The sequence below is a fragment of the Streptomyces roseolus genome (assembly GCF_014649855.1).
Classification (GTDB): Bacteria; Actinomycetota; Actinomycetes; order Streptomycetales; family Streptomycetaceae; genus Streptomyces; species Streptomyces roseolus.
The window spans coordinates 287197-308694 of record NZ_BMTV01000004.1 but is presented as its reverse complement, the minus strand read 5'-3'; the positions used below and the strand labels follow the sequence as shown (position 1 = coordinate 308694).

The window sequence follows — 21498 nt, the reverse complement described above, 5'->3', positions numbered from 1 at the left end:
GGCGGCCGGGCACAGTCGGGGACGGACCGGGACAACCGGGAAGGGGCAGCGGGTTGACCACGCACGCACCACAGACGGCGCAGTCCGTGACGCTGCCCGCCTCGCTCGACGAGGCCGTGGCCGCGCTGACCGCCATGCCGGCGGCCGTCCCCGTCGCCGGCGGCACCGACCTCATGGCCGCCGTCAACCGCGGCCAGCTCCGCCCCGCCGGACTCGTCGGCCTCGGCCGCATCAACGAGATCCGCGGCTGGCAGTACCAGGACGGCCACGCCCTCCTCGGCGCCGGCCTCACCCACGCCCGCATGGGCCGCCCCGACTTCGCCGCCCTCATCCCGGCCCTCGCCGCCGCCTCCCGCGCGGCCGGACCGCCGCAGATCCGCAACGCCGGCACCCTCGGCGGCAACGTGGTCACGGCCGCCCCCACCGGCGACTCGCTGCCCGTGCTCGCCGCCCTGGAGGCCGACCTCGTCGTCGTCGGCCCGCTCGGCAGCCGCGAGATCCCCGTCTCGCACCTCCTCGCCGGCCGCGACCTCCTCGCCCCCGGCGAGCTCGTCGCCTTCGTCCGGGTGCCGCTGCTGCACGCCCCGCAGGTCTTCCTCAAGGCCACCGGACGCACCGGCCCGGCCCGCGCCTCCGCCTCCGTCGCCGTCGTCCTCGACCCGGCCCGGCGCGGCGTCCGCTGCGCCGTCGGCGCGGTCGCCCCGATGCCGCTGCGCCCGCTGGAGGCCGAGCGCTGGATCGCCTCCCTGGTCGACTGGGACAACGACCGGGCGCTCGCCCCGGAGGCGCTGACCGCCTTCGGCGAGTACGTGGCCGCCGCCTGCGTCCCCGACCCGCCGGGCGGGGAACAGCTGTCGCCCGCCGTCCTGCACCTGCGGCGCACCGTCGCCACTCTCGCCCGCCGGGCACTGGGGAGGGCCCTGTCGTGAACACCGGCAACAACGAGCCGAACGAGACCGTGGCACCCGCCGCGCCGGGCGGCTGGGAGCCGATCCCGCAGAGCGAGGGGTACGACGAGGGCGCGACCGCCTTCGTGCAGCTGCCGCCGGAGTTCATGCTGGACGGCATCCCCCTGGAGGCCCCGGGCCACGGCTACACGCCGCCGATGATCCTGCCGCTCCAGCCGCTGGCGCAGCCGCCGGCCGAGGGCGTGGAGTTCTTCGCGCCCGAGCCGGAGCCGCGGCCGGAGTCGCTGCCGCACGGCTACGGCGAGGACGGCGCGGGCGCGCCGGCCGCCCGGCCGTACATGGGGCACGACCCGCACGCGACGGCGGAGTGGCACTTCGGCGCGACGGGGCAGTGGGCGGCCCCGGCGGAGGGTCTCCAGGAGTTCCCGGCGGAAGGGGTTCAGACGTTCCCGGCGGAGGGGCTCCAGGAGTTCCCAGCGGAAGGGGTTCAGGCGTTCCCGGCGGAAGCGGTCCGGGAGTTCCCGGCGGAGGAGCTCGGGGAGTTCCCGGCCGAGCCGGTCGTGCCCGAGCCCGTCTCGTACGAGCAGGCCCCGCCGACCCTGCCGGGCGGCGCCCGGGCGCCGTGGGCGGTGCCGGACGCGGTGGCGGAGCCCGTCACCGTCACCGAGGCCGAGGCCGCGCTGGATCCGGTGTCCGAGGCCGTGCCGGAACCCGAGGCCGTGCCGGAACCCGAGCCCGAGCTCGCCGAAGAGGCGGCGCCCGAGCCGGAGCCGGGCCCCGAGCCCGCGCCCGTCGACGCGCCCGCGGCCGAGGCCGTCGAGGAGCCCGCCGCGGAGCCGGAGGCGGTCGTCGAGGCGGCCGCGCCCGTGCCGGACGCGGCGGTGCCCTCGTACACCTCCGTCGACAGCGACGAGCACCCGCACACCTCCTACGTGCTGCGGGTCAACGGCGCCGACCGGCCCGTCACCGACTCCTGGATCGGCGAGTCGCTGCTCTACGTGCTCCGCGAGCGGCTCGGCCTCGCCGGGGCCAAGGACGGCTGCTCGCAGGGCGAGTGCGGGGCGTGCAACGTCCAGGTGGACGGGCGGCTCGTCGCCTCCTGCCTGGTGCCGGCCGCGACCGCCGCCGGCTCCGAGGTGCGGACCGTCGAGGGGCTCGCCGTCGACGGCGAGCCGTCCGACGTGCAGCGGGCGCTCTCCCGCTGCGGCACCGTCCAGTGCGGCTTCTGCATCCCGGGCATGTGCATGACCGTGCACGACCTGCTGGAGGGCAACCACGCCCCCACCCCGCTGGAGACCCGCCAGGCCCTCGCCGGCAACCTCTGCCGCTGCTCCGGCTACAAGGGCGTGCTCCAGGCCGTCGAGGACGTCGTCGCCGAGCGCGCCGCCACCGCCGCCGAGCACGCCACCGCGAGCGAGGACGACGCCCCCGCCCGTATCCCGCACCAGCACGACGGAGGCTCGGCGTGAGCAGCGACGCGACGACCGCCATCCCCGCCCTCCCCTTCGCGGAGGCCGCCGGGGCCGCGCCGGAGGCCGAGGCCCCGCGCCAGGGGCTCGGCGCCTCCCTCCCGCAGGCCGACGCGCGGGCCAAGGCCGAGGGCACCTTCCCGTACGCCTCCGACCTGTGGGCCGAGGGCCTGCTGTGGGCCGCGATCCTGCGCTCCCCGCACGCCCACGCCCGGATCGTCTCGGTCGACACCTCCGCCGCCGAGGCCATGCCCGGCGTCCGGGCCGTGGTGACGGCCGCCGACGTGCCCGGCGCGGCCACCTACGGCCGGCGCGTCGCCGACCGGCCCGTCTTCGCCGACGGACTGGTCCGCCACCACGGCGAGGCGATCGCCGCCATCGCCGCCGACCACCCGGACACCGCCCGGCTCGCCACCGCCGCCATCGTCGTCGAGTACGAGCTCCTGGAGCCCGTCACCGACCCGGAGAAGGCGTTCGCCGCCGAACCCCTCCACCCCGACGGCAACCTGATCCGGCACATCCCGCTCTCCTTCGGCGACCCCGAGGCCACCGGCGAGGTCGTCGTCGAGGGCCTCTACCGGGTCGGCCGCCAGGACCCCGCCCCCATCGGCGCCGAGGCCGGACTCGCCGTGCCCCGCCCCGACGGCGGCGTCGAGCTGTACACCGCCTCCACCGACCCGCACACCGACCGCGACCTCGCCGCCGCCTGCTTCGGGCTCACGCCCGACCAGGTCAAGGTCGTCGTCACCGGCGTGCCCGGCGCCACCGGCGACCGCGAGGACCCCGGCTTCCAGATCCCGCTCGGCCTGCTCGCGCTGCGCACCGGCTGCCCGGTGAAGCTCACCGCCACCCGCGAGGAGTCCTTCCTCGGCCACGCCCACCGGCACCCCACCCTGCTGCGCTACCGTCACCACGCCGACGCCGAGGGCCGCCTGGTGAAGGTCGAGGCGCAGATCCTCCTCGACGCCGGCGCCTACGCCGACTCCTCCTCGGAGTCCCTGGCCGCCGCCGTCGCCTTCGCCTGCGGCCCGTACGTCGTCCCGCACGCCTTCGTCGAGGGCTGGGCCGTCCGCACCAACAACCCGCCCTCCGGCCACGTCCGCGGCGAGGGCGCGATGCAGGTGTGCGCCGCGTACGAGGCGCAGATGGACAAGCTCGCCGGCCGCCTCGGCATCGACCCGGCCGAGCTGCGCATGCGGAACGTCATGGCCACCGGCGACCTGCTGCCCACCGGCCAGACCGTCACCTGCCCGGCCCCGGTGGCCGAACTCCTCGCCGCCGTACGCGACTTCCCCCTCCCCGCCCTCCCCAAGGACACCCCGGAGGAGGACTGGCTGCTGCCCGGAGGCCCGGAGGGCGCGGGCGAACCCGGCGCCGTGCGGCGGGGCGTGGGCTACGCGCTCGGCATGGTGCACATGCTCGGCGCCGAGGGCACCGACGAGGTCTCCACCGCCACCGTCCGGGTCCTCGACGGCGTCGCCACGGTCATCTGCTCGGCCGTCGACACCGGTTCGGGCTTCTCCACCCTCGCCCGCCAGATCGTCCAGGAGACCCTCGGCGTCGACGAGGTCCACGTCGCCCCCGTCGACACCGACCAGCCCCCGGCCGGCGCCGCCACCCACGGCCGGCACACCTGGGTCTCCGGCGGCGCCGTCGAACGCGCCGCCAAGATGGTCCGCACCCAGCTCCTCCAGCCGCTGGCCCACAAGTTCGGCATGTCGACGGAGCTGCTCCAGATCAGCGACGGCAAGATCACCTCGTACGACGGCGTCCTCTCGACCACCGTCGCCGAGGAGATGAACGGCAAGGAGCTCTGGGCCACCGCCCAGTGCCGCCCGCACCCCACCGAGCCGCTCGACGAGTCCGGCCAGGGCGACGCCTTCGTCGGCCTCGCCTTCTGCGCGATCCGCGCCGTCGTGGACGTCGACATCGAACTCGGCGCCGTCCGCGTCGTGGAGATGGCCGTCGCCCAGGACGTCGGCCGGATCCTCAACCCCGCCCAGCTCGCCACCCGCATCGAGGCCGGCGTCACCCAGGGCGTCGGCGCGGCCCTCACCGAGAACCTGCGCACCGCCCGGGGCCTGGTCCGCCACCCCGACCTCACCGGCTACGCCCTGCCGACCTCCCTGGACGCCCCCGACATCCGCATCGTCAAACTGGTGGAGGAGCGGGACGTCGTCGCCCCCTTCGGGGCGAAGGCGGCCAGCGCCGTCCCCGTCGTCACGTCACCGGCGGCGGTCGCGGCAGCCGTCCGCGCGGCGACCGGCCGCCCGGTCAACCGCCTGCCGATCCGCCCCCAGGCGGCGGTGGCGGCGCCGTAGGGCACCCGCGGGGTCAGGCGGTGGGCATCGCCACGATCCCGCCCCGGCCGATGAGGAAGACCCGGTTCCCGGCGGCGGCCACCGCCCAGGGTCCCGGGTTCTCCCGTCCATAGGTCCAGACCCGGTCCTTCCCCGACGGCGAGGAGCAGCGCGGTCTCGGCGCCGTCCACCGCCCGCGCCTCCTCGCCGGTGGACGCGTTCCGCACCGACAGGCGGCGCGGCCGTCAGTCCGCCGCGATCTCCGTCCGGGAGGTCAGCTGCGAGGCGGCGACCACGGCGGTGCGGGTGAGCAGCGCGGCCAGCAGGATCGTCCCCCACCCCTCGACGTGCATCGCCGAGATCTTCGGCGCCAGCCAGGACAGCAACCACCAGATCAGCGCGTCCTGAAGGAACCCCAGCCCCCCGAACACGAGCAGCATCCGCACCGGCACCCGCCCCGAGGGCCCGATGAACACGAGCTGGGTGAGCACCACCATGACCATCGTCGTGATCATCACGGAGAGCAGGACGTCGACCGTCTCCGCCCCCATCGTGACTCCGGGAAGCAGCCCCCCGGCCAGCCCGACACCCACGAGGGTGCCCACCCTGCGTCTGACTCGATCATCCATGCGGCGGACTGTGACACACGGGCACGGGACCTGGGAAGCGGTCTCCCCCTGACGTCGGACAGACGGACAGACCGACAGACGGACAGGCGGACAGGCGGACAGACGGACAGACGGACAGAGCCTCACGCCCGTACGTACGGGCGTGGGGCTCTGCTTCCGGAGACCGTGGTCGGATTCGAACCGACGTCACTCGCTTTGCAGACGAGCCCCTGAACCACTCGGGCACACGGTCGTGTCGGTGTGGCGACAACGACGACGTTAGGAGCCCGGGGGAGGGCGCTCAAGGGGGACCGGGACTGTGCCACGGGACTGCAATGCCGCCGCCACACGCCGTTCACAGAACGAGGAGCGGACCTGATGGACTCGGGGCCGTGGTGGGTGGCCGATAGCAGGAGTAAACGTTTGGGCACGTCTGGGGAAAGCCCTGCTGGAGTGTGGAGGGCAGGGTTTCCGCGCGCGGCCGGATTTCGACGCGTACGTCTGTGCGTCCTCGTGTGCGTGCGTAAACTCCGGGGCCATCACTGATGGACGGGGGGACGGCGTGTCGTTCGAGGACGAGTGGGCCGCGGCGAAGGGCACCGCCGCGATGCGGCTCAACCGGGCGCCGGCCGACCCGGGGCGCTGGAGCCCCGGCGTCGACCTCTCCGTGAAGCAGGACCATCTCGGCGCGATCGGCCACGCCGCGTACGAGCTGCACGGGCGGCTGGCGAAGGACGGCAACCACGCGCGGATGGACAGCTACGAGGCGGCGACCGCGCTGTCCGGCAACGGGTTCCGGACGGGAGCGGCCCTGTCGACGGTCCAGGAGACCTGGGGCTTCCAGCTCCGCACCCTGCTGCACGCGGTCGCGCACATCTCCAACCACCTCGACTACAGCGTGGCCTCGCACGCGAAGGACGACGTCGAGGTCGGTACGTCCCTGTCCGTGTCCAAGATCAACGACTACTTCACGTAGGGGGCGGAGCGACCGTGCTGACCTTCGACGGCGTCTACCGGGCGCCGCTCGGCCGGATGAAGGACGCGGCGGACCGCTGGTCCGAGATGAAGCGCAAGCTGGACGCGCTCGCCGAGGACGCCCGCCGGACGATGGTCGACCAGACCAGGGCGGAGGACTGGCGGGGCCTGAACGCCGAGGTGACGAAGCCGTTCATCGACAAGACCGCCAAGGAGTTCGCGGACGCGGCGAAGGCGGCGGACGGCATCCACAAGGTACTGAAGGACGGCTACGAGACGTTCGCGCAGGCTCGCGACGAGTTGAAGAAGATCGTCGAGGTCGAGGCCCCGGCGCAGGGACTCGTCGTGAAGGCCGACGGAACGGTGGAAGTCCGCCATCCGGTGGTCGAGGACCCGACCGCCCGCAACGATCCGGACTTCGACCTCGCCGTGCGCCAGGAACGGGCCAGGGTCGCCTCCATGTCGGCACGCATCGAGGCCGCCGTCGAACGCTGCGACGACGCCGATGTGGCCTGCGCGAACGCCCTGCGCGCCAACATCACCGGCGACGCGCACGACTTCAGCGCGCCGAAGTACGCCGGCCTCGACGCCGAGGAGGCCGATCGGGCCGTCGCGCTGGCCCGCAAGGGCCGGGACCTCACGCACGCGGAACTGGAGCAGCTCAACGAACTGCTCGCCGACAACCGGAAGGCGGGGGAGTTCTCCCGCACCTTCTACGACAGGCTCGGGACGAAGGGCGCGCTGGAGTTCTTCGGCGAACTCGCGACCGACACCGGGAAGGACGAGGAGCGCCTGGCGGACGTCCAGGCCCTCCAGAAGAACCTGGGCCTCAACCTCGCGAACGCCACGCGCGGCGACGACGGCTGGGCCAAGGAGTGGTCCGCCGAGATGCGGAGGCTCGGCACGGAGAGGGTTCCGCTCCCCTCGCGCCCCGACGGCACCGGCCCCTACGGCTACCAGCTGCTCGGCGGCATCCTGCGCCACGGCGACTACCACCCGAAGTTCCTCGTCCCGATCGCCGAGCACGTCACCCAGCTCCACGCCAAGGAACCCGACCTCTTCAAGCCCGACCGCATGATGACGGGCGCCCGGTCCCAGGGCTCGTGCAACCCGTCCGGGGTCAACGGTCACGGCTACGACCCGGTGATCCCGATGCTGGAGGCACTGGGGCACAGCCCGGAGGCGGCGAAGCAGTTCTTCTCGGCCGAGCCGACGGCGTACGGGCGGGACGGGAGTGCCGGGGGGACGCTGGACCTGGGGAAGGGCAAGGACGGTACGAACGTCACGAAGTACCTCGACTACTTCGCCAGCGAGAAGTACACGTCCTTCTCGGACCACGTCACCGGGGACGACGCCGCGAAGGCCAAGGAGTACATGCCGGACGCGCTGGGGCACGCCCTGGAGGCGGCAACGCTCGGGCACGCCTGGGACGATCCCGGCGCGGGGCTCCACAGGGACGCGACCACGGCCCAGGTCATGACAGATGTCGTGGAGAAGTACGGCGATGACGCCGAACTGGTCAAGAAGCACCAGTCGGCCCTCACGGACAGCCTGGGCAACATGGGCGCCGGATACATCGACGACCTCAGCTGGGCACTGACCGAGAATGATCCGAGGTCTTCCCACGCGCCGGAACACCGGGGCAAGTCGCTTCAGGAAAGCGCAGACCTCGCGGCCCGACATCCGGAGTTCGGCAGGGAGAACGCCACCAAGTTCATCAGCCTCTTGGGGCAGCATCCCGATGCGTACGCCTCCATGTCCACAGCGAACCGTCTCTACATGGCGAGCATGCTGGAGGCGCAGGTCGGTTCCACCGGGCGGATCGACGGGCCGGGCGCCGTCGACGCCGTAAGAACGGGGGCCAAGGTTCAAGGGTTGTTGGTCGAGGCTCGTGCGGCGCAGATCGAGGCGGAGGGGGTGAAGCTCCAGGAGGACTACGAGAAGGCCCAGGAAGAGCGCGGCGCGTGGGTGCAGTTCGGAGCGACCGCCGCCATCGCGGCGGGCGTCGCCTTCGTGCCGGCCACCGCCGCAGCCGCGGGAGCCGCCGCGATCCTCGTCCCGCTCGCCGTCGACACGGGATCCGGTGCGATGGAGACCCTCGCGGGGGTGGTGGTCGGAGACTGGTCCGAGAAGTCCGTCGAGAAGCACAAGGACGCCACGGAGGACACGGTCGACGAGGCCAAGGCCGCCGCCTACCTCGCAGGCCTGCACAGCGCGGAGTCTCCGGTGAGGCACTTCATCGGCTTGCGCGGGGACCAGGTGGACGGTGACCTGAGGAACGCCCTCATCGACGCCGTCGAGGGCGGTTACGGGACAGGCGGTCGGTACACCAGAGAGTTCGGTACCGGACCGGAGACGGGGTGATCGCGTGGGACTGTCGGGGGCTGCCGTGCGGAGGGCGCTGAAGCGTGCCGGTTCCGGGATGGCCGTGTGTCTTCTCGCCGCCGCGTGCGGTGCCGCGGAAGAGCCGGAGCCCGAGCGGGTCACGGCCGAGCGGCAGTGTGATGACACGCTGTCGCCGGACGCGGCGCGCGCTCTGGAGAGGGTGCTGGAGACGAAGCGATTCGAGCACGATCCCCGGGGCGGTCTGGAGCGGGGTGCGAACGAGCTGGTCAGGGACTACAAGACGGCTCGGGGGCTGACGCTGAACCCACCCGTGTGCCGTGCGAACCCCCCCACCGGCGCGGAGAGGGTCGACCTCCGCTTCGGCCTGTACGTGGACGACGACCTCTTCGGAGACGTGCACCCCCGAGGGCTTCACCCCTACGACATGGGAGTGGAGGCGCAGTCGGGCCCGAAGAAGGCGTACCTCTTCGTCAGGTGTGTCAGTCCTCGGTTCGAAGGATCCGACAAGCGTCCCGCCCGCATCCGGGGAACGCTCGTCTTCAACGACTCCGAACTCCCCGACACCGTCCCCGTCCGCGAGGCCAACCTCACGATCCTCCACTCGGTCACGCTCGCCATGGCGAGGAAGCTCGGATGCGAGGACGACGCCGGGCTGGACGAGAAGCCCGTTTTCAAGCCGAGGCCCGAAGAGGGGGCGTAGGGCCAAAGGAGGAACGGGGGATCCGACGCGCGACAGGGGTCAGTGGGGGTGACGGCCCTTACCCTGGGCCCATGAGTGCCCTCGAACCCCGTGATGCCGAGACAGCCGTCGGCCCGACGCCGCCCGACGCCCCCCGGGGCTCCGTTCTGGACGCCGCCCATCGGGCGCTCAGCGTCGGCATCGTGTCCGTCGTGCTGCTCATCGCGTTCGAGGCGACGGCCGTCGGGACGGCGATGCCGGTCGCCGCGCGGGAGCTGGACGGGGTGTCCGTGTACGCCTTCGCGTTCTCCGCGTACTTCACGACCAGCTTGTTCGGGATGGTCGTCGCGGGGCAGTGGTCCGACCGGAACGGGCCGCTGGTGCCGGTGACGGCGGGGATCGGCGCCTTCGCGGTGGGGCTGCTGCTGTCGGGGACGGCGACCGCGATGTGGGTGTTCATCCTCGGGCGGGCCGTGCAGGGGCTGGGCGGCGGGCTGGTGATCGTCGCGTTGTACGTGATCGTCAGCCGGGCGTACGAGGAGCACCTGCGGCCCGCGATCATGGCGGCCTTCGCCGCGAGCTGGGTCGTGCCGTCGGTGGTCGGGCCGCTGGTCTCCGGGACGATCACCGAGCGCCTGGGGTGGCGGTGGGTCTTCGTCGGGATCCCCGTCCTCGTGGTGCTGCCGCTGGCGCTCGCGCTGCCGGCGATCCGGCGGATCGCCTCCGGGCCCGCCGACCCGTCGGCGCCGCGCGCGCCCTGGGACCGGCGCCGGGTCCTGCTGGCGCTTGCAATATCGGCGGGCGCCGGGCTGCTCCAGTACGCGGGGCAGGAGCTGCGCTGGCTGTCGCTGCTGCCCGCCGCCGCGGGCACGGCGCTGCTGGTGCCCGCCGTGCGGGGGCTGCTGCCGCGCGGCACGGTGCGGGCGGCGCGCGGGCTGCCGGCCGTGGTGCTGCTGCGGGGTGTGGCCGCCGGGTCGTTCATCGCGGCGGAGTCCTTCGTGCCGCTGATGCTCGTCACGCAGCGCGGGGTCAGTCCCACGCTCGCCGGGCTGTCGCTGGCCCTCGGCGGCCTGACCTGGGCGCTCGGCTCCTGGATCCAGTCGCGGCCGTGGACGGAGCCGTACCGGGAACGCCTCGTCGTGCTCGGGATGCTGCTCGTCGCTCTCGCGATCGCCACCGTGCCGGCCGTGCTGCTGCCGGGCGTGCCGGTGTGGCTCGTCGCGATCGCCTGGGGCTTCGGCTGCCTCGGCATGGGCCTGGTGATCGCCTCGACGAGCGTGCTGCTGATGAAGCTGTCGCCGCCGGAGGAGGCGGGCGCGAACTCCGCCGCGCTCCAGATCTCCGACGGCCTGTCGAACGTGCTGCTGCTCGCCGGCGGCGGCGCGGCCTTCGCCGCCCTCGGCGGCGGGGCGGTCGGGCACGCCGTCTCCTCGTCCGCCGCCGGGGCCTCGCACCCCGCCGCCTTCGCCGTCGTCTTCCTGCCGATGGCGGGGGCCGCGCTGGTGGGGGCGTGGGTGGCGACGCGGCTGCGGGGGGCGTCACCGGAAAGCCGGTGACACCGCGTGGTACCACGCGGTACCGTATGAGCATGGCCGGTCTGAATGTCAGGTTCACCGAGGAAGAGCTGGACGCGCTGCGCGAGCGGGCCGAGGCCGAGGGGCGCAGCATGCAGTCCTTCGCCCACGACGCCGTGATCCGGGCCGTGAACGAGCACGCGCGCCTCTTCGACGAGGCGGCCGAGCACGTGCTGAAGGTCAGTGGGGAGCTGAACCGGAGGCTCGCGTGACGTACTACCTCACCCTCCCCGAGCTGCTGAACCTCGCGGCCAGGCTGGGGGCGGACGAGGTGCGGGACTACGGACTGCTCGATTCCGCCCTGGCGCGCCCCCGGTCCAGCGTGTTCGGCCAGGACGCCTACCCCGACGTGTGGCAGAAGGCGGCCGCCCTCATGGAGTCACTGGCCCGCAACCACGGCCTCGTGGACGGCAACAAGCGCATCGCCTGGTACGCGGCCTGGGTCTTCCTGCACCTGAACGGGCACCCGCTCGACGCGGACTTCGACGTGGACGAGGCCGAGGCGTTCGTCTTCGACGTCTGCCAGGGCGCCCTCGACGTTCCCGAGATCGCCGCGCGGCTCCCGAGGTTCGCGCGCTGAACCGAGGCCGGGCCGCACGGCGGATGTGAGACGCGCCGCACGGCCCGAGGTCAGAGCGCCGACCGCACCGTTCCGATCGAGGTTCCGCCCATCCCGCCGGTAAGGTGGCCCGGTTGTCATATCTGGACGAGCGTCTGGACGAGCGTCGAACCGTGACCGGAGATCGTGACTACCACCACCGCCACCTCCTCTCATCACCTCTCTCCCGCCTTCCCCGGCCGTGCCCCCTGGGGCACCGCCAACAAGCTGCGAGCCTGGCAGCAGGGCGCGATGGAGAAGTACATCCAGGAACAGCCCCGTGACTTCCTCGCCGTCGCCACGCCCGGCGCCGGCAAGACCACCTTCGCCCTGACCCTCGCGTCCTGGCTGCTGCACCACCACGTCGTGCAGCAGATCACCGTCGTCGCCCCCACCGAGCACCTGAAGAAGCAGTGGGCGGCCGCCGCGGCGCGGATAGGGATCAAGCTGGACCCGGAGTACAGCGCCGGGCCGCTCAGCAAGGAGTACGACGGCGTCGCCCTCACCTACGCCGGCGTCGGCGTGCGGCCCATGCTCCACCGCAACCGCTGCGAGCAGCGCAAGACCCTCGTCATCCTCGACGAGATCCACCACGCCGGTGACTCGAAGTCCTGGGGCGAGGCCTGCCTGGAGGCGTTCGACCCGGCCGCCCGCCGGCTCGCCCTCACCGGCACCCCCTTCCGCTCCGACACCAACCCGATCCCCTTCGTGACGTACGAGGAGGGGAACGACGGCATCCGCCGCTCCTCCGCCGACTACACCTACGGGTACGGGAACGCGCTCGGCGACGGCGTCGTCCGGCCGGTCATCTTCCTCTCCTACAGCGGCAACATGCGCTGGCGCACCAAGGCCGGCGACGAGATCGCCGCCCGGCTCGGCGAGCCGATGACCAAGGACGCGATCTCGCAGGCCTGGCGCACCGCGCTCGACCCGCGCGGCGACTGGATGCCGAACGTGCTGCGCGCCGCCGACCAGCGCCTCACCGAGGTGCGGAAGTCCATCCCGGACGCGGGCGGCCTCGTCATCGCCTCCGACCAGGACTCGGCCCGCGCCTACGCCAAGCTGATCCGCGAGATCACCGGCACCAAGGCGACCCTCGTGCTCTCCGACGAGGCGGCCGCCTCCGAGCGCATCGACGAGTTCAGCGAGTCCACCGACCGCTGGATGGTCGCCGTCCGCATGGTGTCCGAGGGCGTCGACGTGCCCCGCCTCGCCGTCGGCGTGTACGCGACGACGATCTCGACCCCGCTGTTCTTCGCCCAGGCCGTCGGCCGCTTCGTGCGATCGCGCAGGCGCGGCGAGACCGCGTCCGTGTTCCTTCCCACCATCCCCAGCCTCCTCGGCTTCGCCAGCGAGATGGAGGTCGAGCGCGACCACGTCCTCGACAAGCCGAAGAAGGCGGGCGAGGACGAGGACCCGTACGCCGAGTCCGAGAAGGAGCTGGCGGAGGCCGAGAAGCAGCAGGACGAGGACACCGGCGAGCAGGACATGCTGCCCTTCGAGGCGCTGGAGTCCGACGCCGTCTTCGACCGCGTCCTCTACAACGCCGCCGAGTTCGGCATGCAGGCCCACCCCGGCAGCGAGGAGGAGCAGGACTACCTCGGCATCCCCGGCCTCCTCGAACCCGACCAGGTGCAGCTCCTCCTCCAGAAGCGGCAGGCCCGGCAGATCGCGCACAGCCGCAAGAAGCCGGACACCGAGGCCGACCTGTTGGAGCTTCCGGCCGAGCGGCGGCCCGTCGTTTCCCACAAGGAGCTCCTGGAGCTGCGGAAACAGCTCAACACCATGGTCGGCGCGTACGTCCACCAGAGCGGCAAGCCGCACGGCGTGATCCACACCGAGCTGCGGCGCGTCTGCGGCGGCCCGCCGAGCGCCGAGGCCACCGCCGGCCAGATCCGCGAACGGATCAAGAAGGTCCAGGAGTGGGCCACCCGGATGCGGTGAGCCCCCCCGCGCGGGACGTGAGAGAGGCCCGTACGACGGCGGTCGTACGGGCCTCTCCGCCGTCCCGCGCAGGGCGGAACGGCACCGGGGCCGGCCCCCACGGACGGCCTTCCGGCACCCTCCACGCTACGGGCACGACATAGCCGCATCTGTCAGCCAAAGTCCCGAGGAGGGCCGACGAAAGTCCTGAACCGTCCGCATCCGGTCGCCCGCGCCCGGATTCTGGACGAGGTCTTCCGCTGAGCGGAGCGGGTCGCTACTGTCCCGGCACAAAGCAACCGCCCCGTGGCAGCGCCGCCGCGGAGCGCAGCCGGTGTACCCCTTCCTACCGGCGGCCTCTGACGTGCGTCGCCGACGGGACCGGCGCCGCGAACCCCGTGGGAGCCGCCGCCACTCACTTTCCGAAGGAGAGGGCGTCGTGACCGCGGAGACCTCCCAGACGCTCGACCGGGGACTCAGAGTCCTCAAACTGCTCGCCGACACCGACCACGGCCTGACCGTCACCGAGTTGTCCAACAAACTCGGCGTCAACCGGACCGTGGTCTACCGCCTGCTCGCCACCCTGGAGCAGCACGCCCTCGTCCGCCGCGACCTCGGCGGCCGGGCCCGCGTCGGCCTCGGCGTGCTGCGCCTCGGCCGCCAGGTCCATCCGCTGGTGCGGGAGGCGGCCCTGCCCGCCCTGCGCTCGCTCGCCGAGGACATCGGCGCGACCGCGCACCTCACGCTCGTCGACGGGGCGGAGGCGCTCGCCGTCGCCGTCGTCGAGCCCACCTGGACGGACTACCACGTGGCCTACCGGGCCGGCTTCCGCCACCCGCTGGACCGGGGCGCCGCGGGCCGCGCCATCCTCGCCGCCCGCCAGGGCACCCTCATCGAGCCCGGCTTCACCCTCACCCACGGCGAGCTGGAGGCCGGCGCGAGCGGGGCGGCGGCGCCGCTCGTCGGCGTGACCGGCATCGAGGGCAGCGTCGGCGTGGTCATGCTCGCGGACGCCGTGCCGGAGCGCGTCGGCCCCCGCGTCGTCGACGCGGCCCGGGAGGTGGCGGACGCGCTGCGCTGACCGCCCGGCGCCCCACCGGGTCCACCACGGCGTCCACGGCTCAGCGGAGCAGCAGCTCCGCCACCGCCGTGCGGCTGTGGTGGACCGACCGGCCCGTGCGGGCCGTGGTCAGCAGCCCGGCCGCGCGGAGGGCCGCCGTGTGCCCCGAGACCGTGGCCGCCGACACCCCCAGGGCCCGGGCCAGTTCGGTCGTCGTCCGCGGCGCGGGCAGGGCGCGCAGCAGCGCCGCCCTCGTCGGGCCGAGGACGCCCGCCAGCGGTTCCTCCCGGCCGCCGCCTCCCTCCGGTACGGGAGGCAGCCCGGGGCCCGCCGGATACGCGAGCACCACCGGCCGCCCCGGCAGGTCCTGCACCAGCGGCCCGCCCCGCCAGTGGAACGTCGGCAGCAGCACCAGCCCCCGCCCCCCGAGCCGTACGTCCCCGCTCCCGGACCCGGCCGGCCAGGTCCACACCCCGCCCTCGAAGGCCGAGCCCGGCGCCAGGGCCGTCAGCGCCGCCGCGGGCCCGCCCTCCGCAAGGGCCACCGCGTGCCGGGCGAACTCCGCCCGGTGCAGGTCCTGCACCAGCCCCCACACCGGGGCCAGGACCGTCTCGTACGCCGCCCGCTGCGCGCCCGCGAGCGTCCGCCAGCCCTCCGGCCCGCCCGCGTGCAGCGACCGCACCCACGCCGGGGCCGGCCCGCCGTGCCCCGCGTACACCCGCTCCAGTTCGGACCGTACGAGGCCGGGCGGAGCCGCCCGCATCTGGGCGAACCCCTCCTGCCGGGTCTCGCCCAGCACGTCCAGGAACGCGGGCGCCGAACCGCCCGGCACCAGGTCCGCCAGCGGCCCCGCCGCGGCCGGCAGGGCCCGCGCCGTCCTGGCCCGCCACCGCCCGAACAGCAGCGCCTCGTGCGGCGTGCCGAGCATCAGCAGCGCCGCGTGCAGCTCGGGCAGGGGCGAGGGCCGCGGCGCGTACCGCAGCCGCCCCCAGTCCTCCACCGAGAAGTGGACCCGCACCACGCCCCCTCACCGTCCGCCGCCCTCACCGTCCGCCACCCGCCCGGGCGGACGCTCCGGCCCGGGCGGACGCTTCCGCCCGGACAGACGCTTCCGTCCGGATCACCGTTCCCGCGCGAGCCTTTCGGGTCCGGTCGAAAGGCTCGTCCCCGGGCGAGGACGGCAAGCAGCATGCCCGGCATGAACGACACCTTCCCGCTCCCCGCCCCCTCCCGCCGGACCTTCCTCGGCGCCGCACTCCTCGCCGCCGCCTCCTCCGCGGCCCTGCCCGCCCTCCCGGCGCGGGCCTCGGCCGGACTCGTGCCCGTCCTGCCCGCGCCGACCGGGCCGTACCCCGTCGGCGTCGTCCGGCACGCGTTCACCGACCCGGCGCGCACCGACCCGTGGGACCCGGCGCTCGGGGCCCGGCAGATCGTCGTCGGGGTCGTGTACCCGGCCCGGAGCGTCACCGGGTTCCCGCGCGCCCCGCAGCTCACGCCGGGCGAGGCGGTCGTGTTCGGGGCGCTCGCGCCACTGGTGCGGGGGCTGCCGGCCGCCGGGGTCGACTGGGCCGGGACGCTCACCCACGCGCACGCCGGCGCGCCGCCGCTGCCGGGCCGCCGGCCGGTCGTGCTGTACACGCCCGGCGGCGGTGACGCCCGCACCCTCGGCACCGGCCTCGCCGAGGAGCTGGCGAGCCACGGGGCGGTCGTCGTCCTCGTCGACCACCCCGGCGAGGCGAGCCAGGTGGAGCTGCCCGACGGCACGGTCCGGGAGACCGTGCTCCACGGGCCGCCGGACCCGGCGACCTTCCGCACCATGGTCGACACCCGCGTCACCGATCTCCGGCTCGTCCTCGACCGGCTCGCCGAGCTGCCGCACGCCGCCGTCATGGACCCGCGCCGGACCGGGATCCTCGGGCACTCCGCCGGCGGCACCGCGGCCGTCCTGCTCGCCGCCCGCGACCCCCGGATCCGGGCCGTGGCGAACCTGGAGGGCTACCTCGACCCGGAGCCCCGGCCGGGGGACCGGCCGCTGCTCCTGCTCCGCACCGACGGCTTCGAGGGCGCCGGCCGGATCGAAGGCTCCTGGGCGGGCCTGCGGGCCCGGCGCCGCACCCTGCGCGCCGCGAACCACTGGGTCCTCACCGACCACGCGGCGATCGTCCCCCGGCTGCACGCCGCCGGGCTCGTGCCGGACGCCGTGCGGGACGGGCTCGTCGGCCCGGGCGACGCGGCGGCGTCCTTCGCGGCCGTCCGCCGCGAGCTGCGCGGCTTCTTCGGCCGGGAGCTGCGGGGCCTCCCCGGCCGGGAGGCGGGCCGCGTCCGCCGCTGAGCCCGGCCCAGTAGATTGGACGCGTGCTCTCGCGTCTCTCCCGTATGCCCCGGTCCCGTGTGCTCGCGGCGTGCGCCGTGCCCGTCGTCGCGCTGGTCGCCGTGGCGGGGCTCGCGCCGCTGCCGTTCGCCATCGCCCAGCCCGGCAGCACCGCCGACGTCCTCGGAAAGGACCAGGGACGGGAGATCATCACGATCACCGGCGCCCCGGTCCGGCCCACCACCGGGCAGCTGCGGATGACGACGATCCTCGCCACCGGGCCCGGCACGGACATCGGCCTCGGGGACGTCGCCGACGCCTGGTTCCGCACCGACCGCGCCGTGCTGCCGCACGACTCCGTCTACCCGCCGGGCAAGTCCGACGCGGAGATCGAGAAGCGGAACATCGGGCAGATGGAGGAGTCCCAGGACGCCGCCGCGGCGGCCGCACTGGCGTACCTGGAGCTCGACCCGGCGAAGGTGAAGGTGGAGCTGCACCTCGCCGACGTCGGCGGGCCCAGCGCCGGCCTGCTCTTCGCCCTCGGCGTCGTCGACAAGCTCGACGGCGACGGCGACGGCGGCGAGCTCACCGGCGGCGAGGTCGTCGCCGGTACGGGCACGATCGCGCCGGACGGCAAGGTCGGGGCGGTCGGCGGCGTCTCCCTCAAGACGCAGGCCGCCTCCCGCGACGGCGCCACCGTCTTCCTGGTCCCGAAGGCCGAGTGCTCCGACGCGCGGGCCGAACTCCCGGACGGCATGCGGCTCGTGCCCGTGACCGCGCTCACCGACGCGGTGGACTCGCTGCGGGCGCTGGGGCAGGGCCAGGAGTCGAAGGTCCCGAGCTGCTGACGGAGCCCTCGTCCATGGCGCGCCACGCGGGGAAGACCGCCGGGGCGAGCGTCACCAGGAAGTAGAGCGCCGCGACCCCGAGCAGCGTCGCCGTCAGCCCCGCCCGCTCGACCACCAGGCCCGTCACCAGGCCGCCCAGCGGCGTCGCCATCAGCACCCCGGCCGTGGAGGCCCCGGCGACCCGGGTCCGCAGCTCCTCCGGCACCCGCTCGTACATCACGGTCGCCAGGATCGGGTTGAGCACCCCGGCGCCGAGCCCCGCCGTCACCGCCACCACGAGAAGCGGCGCCACCGTCCCCGTCAGCGCCGCCACCACGAACAGCGGGGCGCCGGTGAGGACGAAGCCGACCGTGAAGATCCCCCGGCGCGGGAAGCGGTGCCCCACCGCCCCGTAGAGCAGCGCCCCGGCGAGCGCGCAGCCCGCGAAGACGGCGACCAGCAGGCCCTGCGCCGCCGGTCCGCCCAGGTGCTCCCTGGCGTGCAGCGGCAGCAGCACCGAACTCCAGCTCAGTGCAAGGCCGTTGGTGGTCATGACCAGGAGCATGATGCCGAGCATCAGCCGGTCGCGGAAGAGGTAGGCGTACCCCTCGCGCAGGTCCGCGCGGTAGCGCTCGGGGGAGAGCGGCGGCCCGTCCCGGCGGGGCGCGGCGGCGGCGAACCGGTGCAGCCCGACGGCCGTGAGCGCGGCCGAGACGCCGAACGTGGCCGCGTCGAAGAGGAGCACCGTGTGCGCGCCCACCGTCGCCACCAGTACGCCGCCGAGCGCCGCGCCGCCCATCCGCGCCCCGCGCGACACCGCGTCGTACAGGCTCGCGGCCCGCGCCAGCGGCGTCCCGGCCCGCTCGGCGAGGTCCGGCACGAGGACGTACCGCGCCGTCTCGCCGGGGGCGTGGAAGAGCCCGCTGACCCCCATCAGCACGCACAGCATCCAGTAGGAGAGGAGCCCGGTGTGGTGCAGCACCGGAATCGCGGCGAGCGCGAGCCCGCACACCACGTCGGAGGCGATGCCGACCCGCCGACGGCCGATCCGGTCCACGACCGGTCCGCCGGCGATCGCCGAGAGGACCACGGGAAGGGCCGCGCAGAAGGCGACGAAGCCGGCCTTGCCCGGGGAGCCGGTGGTCTCCAGGGCGAACCAGGGGACGCCGATGAGGGTGAGCGAATTGCCCGCGATGGAGATGGCGTTGGCGGTCAGGACGGTGAACAGGGGCCTTCTGCGCGGCCCTTCGTCATCGATCGGGTTCGCGTTCGCGTTCGCGCCGGTCGTGCCGGCGGCGGCATGCATGGTCTCGCGGTCCCTTCCGTGGGGGTGGGCGGTGCGGGAGCGTGGTGCGGGACGGCCGCCGCGCGGGGCCTTTCCCCACCCGGCGCGGCGGCGAGGCGCGCCCGGGGTCAGGCGTCGTGCTGGGGGAAGGCGTGGAGGTGGAGGCGGACGCGGACGGCGTCGGGCGCTTCGGCTTCGGGGGAGTGCCGGTACTCCTCGATCAGGGCGTGCAGCCGCTCGCCGAGTTCGCGCGCGGCGGCCGGCGGGAGGCGCAGGGTGAAGTCGCTCATGTCCGACGCGCGGGCCCAGTCGGGGTCCCACTCGTGGCGGGTGGCGATCCAGGTCGCCAGCTCCTGGGTGTGGTTGGTCGCGACCTCGTGCATGAGCAGGTCGGCGGCGCCGCGCACGGCGGGGTCGGGGTCGTGGTGCAGCGAATCGTCCCAGCTGATGCCCTGCTGGACTGCCTTCCACCAGCGCTCGCGGCCCTTGCCGAGGGTGGGATCGTCCTCGACGAAGCCGTGCGCGGCGAGCTGCCGCAGGTGATAGCTGGTGGCGCCGCTGGACTCGCCCAGGCGCTCGGCGAGTCCGGATGCGGTGGCGGGGCCGTGGTGGCGCAGGGAGCGGAGGAGCCGGATGCGGAGGGGGTGGGCGAGGCCGCGCAGGGAGCGCGGGTCGAGCACGCGGGTGTCGTGGGGCCTGGGTGCCGCGGGTGGGGTGTTCGCGGGCTTCTCGGGCTCGGGCATGCCCTGAGCGTAGACATGCAAAGAAGGCGCTGCAAGGCTTTCTTTGCAACGTCTTCTTTGCATTCCCGCCCGGCCGTCCTCCCCGCGCTCCTCCGGCTCCCGTCCGGACGGGAGCCCGGTGCTACTCCGGCTCCCCGCCCGCCGCCTGCTCCACCAGCGGGATGATCCGCAACGGCACCGCGTTCTCCATCACGATCGCCGTCGACGCCCGCACGATCCCCTCGAAGGCGACCACCTTGTCGATCACCCGCTGGAGGTCCGCGTTCGACCGCGCCACCAGCCGGCAGAGCATGTCGCCGTGGCCGGTCGTGGTGTGCAGTTCGAGGACCTCCGGCACGGTCGCCAGGTGCTCGCGCACGTCCGCGCCCTGGCCCTGCTTGATCTCCAGCGTGGCGAAGGCCGTCACCGGGTAGCCGAGCGCCGCCGGGTCCACCTGCGGCCCGAACCCGCGGATCACCCCGCTCGCCTGGAGGCGGTCGAGGCGGGCCTGGACGGTGCCGCGGGCCACCCCGAGCCGCCGCGACGCCTCCAGGACGCCGATGCGCGGCTCCCTCGCCAGGAGCACGATCAGCCGGCCGTCCAAATGATCGATCGCCACGACGCCCTCCGAATGGTCACGATGTACAAGTCGCCCGGCCATGGTCCCCCGGCGCTGTACAGATTGCCCAGCCCTCTAGCGAACTATTGCGCAGCTTGCGGGTCGGCGGGACGCTGCTGCCATGACTGAGACCCTCGATCACACCCCTTCCACCGCGCGTGAGGCCGACCCCTTCCCGGTGAAGGGCATGGACGCGGTCGTCTTCGCCGTGGGCAACGCCAAGCAGGCCGCGCACTACTACTCCACCGCCTTCGGCATGAAGCTGGTCGCCTACTCCGGACCGGAGAACGGCAGCCGGGAGACCGCCAGTTACGTCCTCACCAACGGCGCCGCCCGTTTCGTGTTCACCTCCGTCATCAAGGCGAGCAGCGACTGGGGCCGCTTCCTCGACGCGCACGTCGCCGAGCACGGCGACGGCGTGATCGACCTGGCCATCGAGGTCCCCGACGCCCGCGCCGCGTACGCCCACGCCGTCGCGCAGGGCGCCACCGGCCTGGTGGAGCCGTACGAGCTGAAGGACGAGCACGGCACCGTCGTCCTCGCCGCCATCGCCACCTACGGCCAGACCCGCCACACCCTCGTCGAGCGCTCGGCCTACACCGGCCCGTACCTCCCCGGGTACACCGCCGCCGCCCCCATGGTCGAGCCGCCGGCCAAGCGCACCTTCCAGGCGATCGACCACTGCGTCGGCAACGTCGAGCTCGGGAAGATGAACGAGTGGGTGACGTTCTACAACGACGTCATGGGCTTCACCAACATGAAGGAGTTCGTGGGCGACGACATCGCCACCGAGTACTCCGCCCTCATGTCGAAGGTGGTCGCGGACGGCACCAAGAAGGTGAAGTTCCCGATCAACGAGCCGGCGATCGCGAAGAAGAAGTCGCAGATCGACGAGTACCTGGAGTTCTACAACGGCCCCGGCGTCCAGCACATCGCCCTCGCCACCAACGACATCGTCGCCACCGTGCGCGCGATGCGCGCCGCCGGCGTCGAGTTCCTGTCCGTCCCGGACGCCTACTACGACACCCTCGGCGAGTGGGTCGGCGACACCCGCGTTCCGATCGACGAGCTGCGCGAGCTGAAGATCCTCGCCGACCGCGACGAGGACGGCTACCTGCTCCAGATCTTCACCAAGCCGGTCCAGGACCGTCCGACGGTCTTCTTCGAGATGATCGAGCGCCACGGCTCCATGGGCTTCGGCAAGGGCAACTTCAAGGCCCTCTTCGAGGCCATCGAGCGCGAGCAGGACAAGCGCGGCAACCTGTAGGGCCGGCCGGCGCGTCCGGGGCGGGGC

General features: G+C 73.8%; 19 protein-coding genes and 1 tRNA gene. 14 read left to right on the top strand and 6 right to left on the bottom strand.

Annotated elements, in window-relative coordinates; all coding sequences use genetic code 11:
- The first annotated feature begins 53 nt into the window (after positions 1-53).
- Genes IE245_RS06855 through IE245_RS06845 form a run of 3 tightly spaced genes read left to right on the top strand, consistent with a single transcriptional unit; the run spans position 54 to position 4698 of the window.
- On the top strand, positions 54-929 hold the full coding sequence (locus tag IE245_RS06855) for an FAD binding domain-containing protein (protein ID WP_189945813.1): 876 nt from the start codon (positions 54-56) through the stop codon (positions 927-929).
- Positions 926-2377 (top strand): (2Fe-2S)-binding protein, encoded by a 1452-nt coding sequence (locus tag IE245_RS06850; protein WP_229851109.1) that lies wholly within the window; start codon positions 926-928, stop codon positions 2375-2377. The genes IE245_RS06855 and IE245_RS06850 overlap by 4 nt, the downstream gene beginning before the upstream one ends.
- On the top strand, positions 2374-4698 hold the full coding sequence (locus IE245_RS06845; RefSeq protein ID WP_189945812.1) for a xanthine dehydrogenase family protein molybdopterin-binding subunit: 2325 nt from the start codon (positions 2374-2376) through the stop codon (positions 4696-4698). Before IE245_RS06850 ends, IE245_RS06845 begins: the two co-directional genes overlap by 4 nt.
- 224 nt (positions 4699-4922) lie before the next feature.
- Here IE245_RS06845 and IE245_RS06840 read toward each other — a convergent pair whose 3' ends face one another.
- Both IE245_RS06840 and IE245_RS06835 read right to left on the bottom strand, forming a co-directional pair.
- A complete protein-coding gene (locus tag IE245_RS06840) occupies positions 4923-5306 on the bottom strand; it encodes a hypothetical protein (protein WP_189945811.1) in 384 nt (127 codons plus the stop codon).
- Between the two features lie 160 nt (positions 5307-5466).
- Positions 5467-5538 (bottom strand) — tRNA-Cys (locus IE245_RS06835).
- Positions 5539-5847: 309 nt separating this feature from the next.
- Between IE245_RS06835 and IE245_RS06830 the strand changes: the two genes are divergently transcribed.
- The 8 genes from IE245_RS06830 to IE245_RS06795 all read left to right on the top strand — a co-directional run bounded on the left by IE245_RS06830 (position 5848) and on the right by IE245_RS06795 (position 14461).
- Entirely contained in the window at positions 5848-6261 is a 414-nt protein-coding gene (locus tag IE245_RS06830) for a hypothetical protein (RefSeq protein WP_189945810.1), read from the top strand.
- 14 nt (positions 6262-6275) lie between these two features.
- Entirely contained in the window at positions 6276-8624 is a 2349-nt protein-coding gene (locus tag IE245_RS06825) for a hypothetical protein (RefSeq protein WP_189945809.1), read from the top strand.
- A 58-nt stretch (positions 8625-8682) separates the two neighbouring features.
- Positions 8683-9306: a hypothetical protein gene (locus IE245_RS06820; protein WP_189945808.1), complete on the top strand. Its 624-nt coding sequence runs from the start codon at positions 8683-8685 to the stop codon at positions 9304-9306.
- A 71-nt stretch (positions 9307-9377) separates the two neighbouring features.
- On the top strand, positions 9378-10841 hold the full coding sequence (locus IE245_RS06815; RefSeq protein ID WP_189945807.1) for an MFS transporter: 1464 nt from the start codon (positions 9378-9380) through the stop codon (positions 10839-10841).
- Between the two features lie 32 nt (positions 10842-10873).
- On the top strand, positions 10874-11071 hold the full coding sequence (locus IE245_RS06810) for an Arc family DNA-binding protein (RefSeq protein ID WP_189945806.1): 198 nt from the start codon (positions 10874-10876) through the stop codon (positions 11069-11071).
- Entirely contained in the window at positions 11068-11439 is a 372-nt protein-coding gene (locus tag IE245_RS06805; protein ID WP_189945805.1) for a type II toxin-antitoxin system death-on-curing family toxin, read from the top strand. Before IE245_RS06810 ends, IE245_RS06805 begins: the two co-directional genes overlap by 4 nt.
- A 165-nt stretch (positions 11440-11604) precedes the next feature.
- Entirely contained in the window at positions 11605-13401 is a 1797-nt protein-coding gene (locus IE245_RS06800) for a DEAD/DEAH box helicase (RefSeq protein ID WP_189945804.1), read from the top strand.
- Between the two features lie 418 nt (positions 13402-13819).
- Entirely contained in the window at positions 13820-14461 is a 642-nt protein-coding gene (locus IE245_RS06795; protein WP_169084335.1) for an IclR family transcriptional regulator, read from the top strand.
- A 40-nt stretch (positions 14462-14501) separates the two neighbouring features.
- On the opposite strand, the gene IE245_RS06790 is transcribed toward IE245_RS06795, so the two are convergent.
- Positions 14502-15461, bottom strand: coding sequence for an ArsR/SmtB family transcription factor (locus tag IE245_RS06790; protein ID WP_189945803.1), 960 nt, complete (start codon positions 15459-15461; stop codon positions 14502-14504).
- 177 nt (positions 15462-15638) lie between these two features.
- On the opposite strand from IE245_RS06790, the gene IE245_RS06785 reads away from it, so the two are divergent.
- Positions 15639-16772: an alpha/beta hydrolase gene (locus IE245_RS06785; protein ID WP_189945802.1), complete on the top strand. Its 1134-nt coding sequence runs from the start codon at positions 15639-15641 to the stop codon at positions 16770-16772.
- Positions 16773-16816: 44 nt separating this feature from the next.
- A complete protein-coding gene (locus tag IE245_RS06780; protein ID WP_189945870.1) occupies positions 16817-17599 on the top strand; it encodes a S16 family serine protease in 783 nt (260 codons plus the stop codon).
- Here IE245_RS06780 and IE245_RS06775 read toward each other — a convergent pair.
- From IE245_RS06775 to IE245_RS06765, 3 genes are all read right to left on the bottom strand, one after another.
- Positions 17532-18884 (bottom strand): MFS transporter, encoded by a 1353-nt coding sequence (locus IE245_RS06775; protein ID WP_189945801.1) that lies wholly within the window; start codon positions 18882-18884, stop codon positions 17532-17534. The genes IE245_RS06780 and IE245_RS06775 overlap by 68 nt on opposite strands.
- 107 nt (positions 18885-18991) lie before the next feature.
- Positions 18992-19606: a winged helix-turn-helix domain-containing protein gene (locus IE245_RS06770; RefSeq protein WP_189945800.1), complete on the bottom strand. Its 615-nt coding sequence runs from the start codon at positions 19604-19606 to the stop codon at positions 18992-18994.
- A 121-nt stretch (positions 19607-19727) separates the two neighbouring features.
- On the bottom strand, positions 19728-20204 hold the full coding sequence (locus IE245_RS06765; RefSeq protein WP_043228120.1) for an Lrp/AsnC family transcriptional regulator: 477 nt from the start codon (positions 20202-20204) through the stop codon (positions 19728-19730).
- A gap of 121 nt (positions 20205-20325) precedes the next feature.
- Between IE245_RS06765 and hppD the strand changes: the two genes are divergently transcribed.
- Complete coding sequence (hppD, locus tag IE245_RS06760) at positions 20326-21471, top strand: 4-hydroxyphenylpyruvate dioxygenase (RefSeq protein WP_189945799.1); 1146 nt, start codon at positions 20326-20328, stop codon at positions 21469-21471.
- The last annotated feature ends 27 nt before the right edge of the window (positions 21472-21498 follow it).

Coding starts and splice junctions, on each gene's coding strand:
- IE245_RS06840 (WP_189945811.1), bottom strand. CDS start 5,306: ATGGATGATCGAGTCAGACGCAGGGTGGGCACCCTCGTGGGTGTCGGG.
- IE245_RS06820 (WP_189945808.1), top strand. CDS start 8,683: ATGGCCGTGTGTCTTCTCGCCGCCGCGTGCGGTGCCGCGGAAGAGCCG.
- IE245_RS06815 (WP_189945807.1), top strand. CDS start 9,378: ATGAGTGCCCTCGAACCCCGTGATGCCGAGACAGCCGTCGGCCCGACG.
- IE245_RS06810 (WP_189945806.1), top strand. CDS start 10,874: ATGGCCGGTCTGAATGTCAGGTTCACCGAGGAAGAGCTGGACGCGCTG.
- IE245_RS06785 (WP_189945802.1), top strand. CDS start 15,639: ATGAACGACACCTTCCCGCTCCCCGCCCCCTCCCGCCGGACCTTCCTC.
- IE245_RS06780 (WP_189945870.1), top strand. CDS start 16,817: ATGCCCCGGTCCCGTGTGCTCGCGGCGTGCGCCGTGCCCGTCGTCGCG.
- IE245_RS06775 (WP_189945801.1), bottom strand. CDS start 18,884: ATGCATGCCGCCGCCGGCACGACCGGCGCGAACGCGAACGCGAACCCG.
- IE245_RS06770 (WP_189945800.1), bottom strand. CDS start 19,606: ATGCCCGAGCCCGAGAAGCCCGCGAACACCCCACCCGCGGCACCCAGG.
- hppD (WP_189945799.1), top strand. CDS start 20,326: ATGACTGAGACCCTCGATCACACCCCTTCCACCGCGCGTGAGGCCGAC.